The following is a 3,734-nucleotide window of genomic DNA, read 5'->3' as shown; positions in this document are numbered from 1 at the left end:
TGGATCCATGTCGAAAGCACGAGCCTTTTCACCGCGTTTAACAATTAGCTTTGCACCCGTTTGGACATGCGACTCCAGATGAGCCACGATGCGATCTAATACTTGATTGGGATCCTGATCACCAACAAGACGGCAAGTGATTTTGGCATGAGCTTCCTTTGGAATGACCGTTTTCGTACCTTCACCTTGAAAACCACCGTACACGCCGTTCAACTCAAGAGTTGGTCTTGCGCCAGTTCGTTCAACAAATGAATAGCCTTCTTCCCCATACAAAGCTTCGAGGCCTAGATTCGTTATTAATTCTTCTTCATTATGGTTTTGTTTCATGAATTCTTCACGCATAGCTGCGGAAAGCTCTGGCACTCCTTCATAGAAGCCTTCGACCGTGACGCGTCCTTTGTCATCATGCAAAGTGTTTAGCAGGGAAATCAATGCATGTAGCGCATTGGGAACACCGCCGCCGAATGTGCCCGAATGCAGATCAGTATTAGCGGTATTTATCGTCACTTCAAGGGAGCATAGTCCGCGCAGGCCCGTGGAAATAGCAGGCTTTCCTTTTGCAAGAAGCGATGTATCTGATATGACAATAACGTCTGTCTCCAGCTTGTCCACATTGGCTTCCATGAAGGCAGGCAGATTAGGGCTCGAAATTTCTTCCTCCCCTTCAATACAAAACTTCACATTTACTGGAAGCGCGTTTTCTTTGTTTAGAAGGGCCTCAACCGCCTTCACATGCAGGAAGAGTTGACCTTTATCATCTGTTGCGCCGCGAGCATATAACTTGCCATCGCGAATGGTTGGCTCGAATGGAGGAGTCTCCCACAGATTAAGCGGATCAACGGGCTGCACATCATAATGACCGTAGATGAGTACCGTCGGTTTGCCAGGAGCATGAATATGCTCCGCGTATACGATCGGATGCCCATTAGTAGGATGGATCTCAACATTCTCAAGTCCAGCCATCTCTAACTTAGCAGCAACCCATTTCGCAGCTTCATTCATGTCATTTTTATGATTGGATAAAGCTGATATACTCGGTATCGTTAAAAATTGTTTCAGCTCTTCCAAATGTTGTTCTCTCATGTTCTGAAAATAGGATTCGTAGCTCATTGGATAGTTGCCCCCTAAATACGTTATAGCTTAAGTATACGTCTCAGGACAGATAAGTAAAACAGGTGCAAAATAATCCGCTTGCTGCAAGCCTATATTGTCGAACGGTTAGCACTTAAATCGTGATACCATGACTTGCAGCTCTTGTGCCAATTCAGTCAGATTCTTGGATGATTGTGCGACGTCCTGAATGGAAGCCATTTGCTCTTCAGTTGCAGAAGAAACTTCATAGGAAGCGGTAGCTGTAAGCTGAGACAATTTAGACATCTCCTCCATTTGAACGGTTACTTCATCTGAAGAAGCGGATAGCTGCTCGGATGCAGCGGAAACCTCGGATATTTGTTCTGTCACTTTTTCCATGCTCGAGATGATTTCACAGAAAGCTTTCTCTGCCTGCATGATGATCTGAACACCTGACTGGGCTTCAACCTGACCCTTACTCATAGCAGTCAGCACTTTCGTGGTTTCTGCATTTATCATTTGAACCAGATCAACTACTTCTGTCGCAGAACGCTGCGATTCATCAGCAAGCTTATGCACATTTTCTGCAATAACGGCAAAGCCGCGACCGTGCTCACCTACACGTGATGCTTCAATAGAGGCGTTGAGCGCAAGCAGGTTCGTTTGGCTGGCGATTTGAACAATAATGGCAACAAAATCTTCGGTTGTTTTCGTTAGACGAATTAATTCATTTACGTACAAAGCCGATTGAGTGACGGAGCTGTTAATTTGATTCATTTGTCCAATAGCTTGCTGAATGGTCTCATTTCCTTGCTTAGCGTGCTCGTTGGATTCTAGTGCCGCATCATGCACATTTGTAGAGGACTCAGCGATACGATGAAGCCCGATATTGGTTTCTTCCATCGCTTGTTTCGTTTCCTTGCTTGCTGCCGCAGAAGCAACAGTCCTGTTTGCGACCTGCTCCATTGTGCCAGCAATTTGGCTGGTTGCTTCTGATACCTGCTCGCTGCTTACTTGCAGCTCCTCTGAAGAGGCAACGACTTGTTCAGCGGTATATCCAATGTTTAAAATCATTTCCCGTAAACTGGAGCGCATTGATTCAAAGGATTGTGCCAGCGAGCCAATTTCGTCTCTCCGTTTGAGTAGGCGAGGATCAACTGGGATAGAAAAATCCGCTTGTGCCAGCTGATTCCCGTATTTTTGCACAGCAACAATCGGCTTTGTTATATGACGACTCATGATAAAAGCGTAAATGATACCAAGAACTAAGGCTGCCCCGCTGCAGATTAGAAGCAGTAATTGAAGTTCCGAAAGACCGTTGGTTACTTCACGTTCTTCTGCACCCGTTACAATTAACCAATCAGTTCCCACAATGGTGGAATAGCCCATCAGCCTATTGCCAGCGGGGAACGAGTAGCTCCCTACACCTTCTTTGGTATCTAACATATGCTTAGTTGCGTCAGCCAGATGTGCAACAGATTTGTCCTCTTTTGCCTGCGTGATATAATTGGTTTCTTGTAAGACTAAACTTTGATCAGGATGGCCTAAAATTGTTCCATCAGCATTCATAATATAAGTGAAACCGGTTTGACCGAACTTAATATCTTCAACGATCTTGCTTAAATAATAGCCGTCTATTCTGGCAAGCAGTATACCAAGCTGTTTTTGCTCCTGTAAAATCGGAACAGCAAGCATCATCGCAGGCTTATTTGTCTTACGACTAATGATGATATCAGACATAGCGAGTTTACCTTGCAAGGCTTTCTGAATATAGGGCCGATCACTCAAATCAATTAGGGTCTCATCAGTATAGTGAGCTTGTCCTTGTAGACTAACTACTGCAATTCCTTGATAATTAAGTCGAATAGCTTCTTTTTCCAATAATGCTTTTTGTTGCTGCCAGTCCATTTCAATAATAGTGTCATGATTAGATAGAGTTTCCAATTCTTTCATTTTTGATGCCATTCTTTCCTCTAGTACCTTGGCGTTGTCCCGTGCTTTGCTTAATAGTGCTGATTCATATTCGGTAGTTAAAGCTTGTGAAGAAACGTAATAGCTGACTGCTCCGAGAAAAACAGAAATAGCTACAACTAAAATAGAGATGTTTAGCAGCATTTTCTTTAAGATGCCTGTCATGTTGGTTGTACCCCTTTCATCACCCAAATGTACGAAAACTTATGAATAATATTTCTTCTCAAAATATTATAAGGTATATTATACCATGTAATAAAAGTGTAAAACCCTCACATATGTCGAATATTGTAACAAATTGTTGATTTTGAATGATTGAATGATAATCAATAGTGGTGATTTGGATTAGGAGCTAAAACCCAAAATCAGAGCTTGATTACTTGAAGCCAATGCAGACGGTGCAGGGCATCCTTTACCATCATTCTATTTTACGCATGTAATAGGATAGAGGGGCGATTAGAATGGATATAGTACATTCAAACAGCTTATATTCCATGCTTCAATATGTTTGAATGGAAAAGATACAATCAAATAGGCCGTTAGAAGCACTTTATCTGCGAAACAGGCGATTTGCCTGTATGAAATACAGTCTGGGACAAATACAACGTTTTTTGAAGCGGCTTTGATTGTATGAAATACATTCAAATACTACAACAAAAGTAAAGAGAGTACAGTAAAACACATCACAGCGC

General features: G+C 42.7%; 2 protein-coding genes. Both read right to left on the bottom strand.

The annotated features are described in order from the left end of the window. Nucleotides 1–1,110: dipeptidase (locus AC1DWN_RS30135; protein WP_477562549.1), on the bottom strand; the 1,110-nt coding region annotated here is incomplete at its 3' end. Nucleotides 1,111–1,218: 108 nt separating this feature from the next. Further along, on the bottom strand, nucleotides 1,219–3,207 hold the full coding sequence (locus AC1DWN_RS30130; RefSeq protein WP_477562548.1) for a methyl-accepting chemotaxis protein: 1,989 nt from the start codon (nucleotides 3,205–3,207) through the stop codon (nucleotides 1,219–1,221). Nucleotides 3,208–3,734 lie beyond the last annotated feature (527 nt).

It is taken from the genome of Paenibacillus sp. P4_A7 (assembly GCF_056402455.1).
Note: the sequence above shows the minus strand (reverse complement) of the source record. Positions and strands in the feature narration are given on the sequence as shown.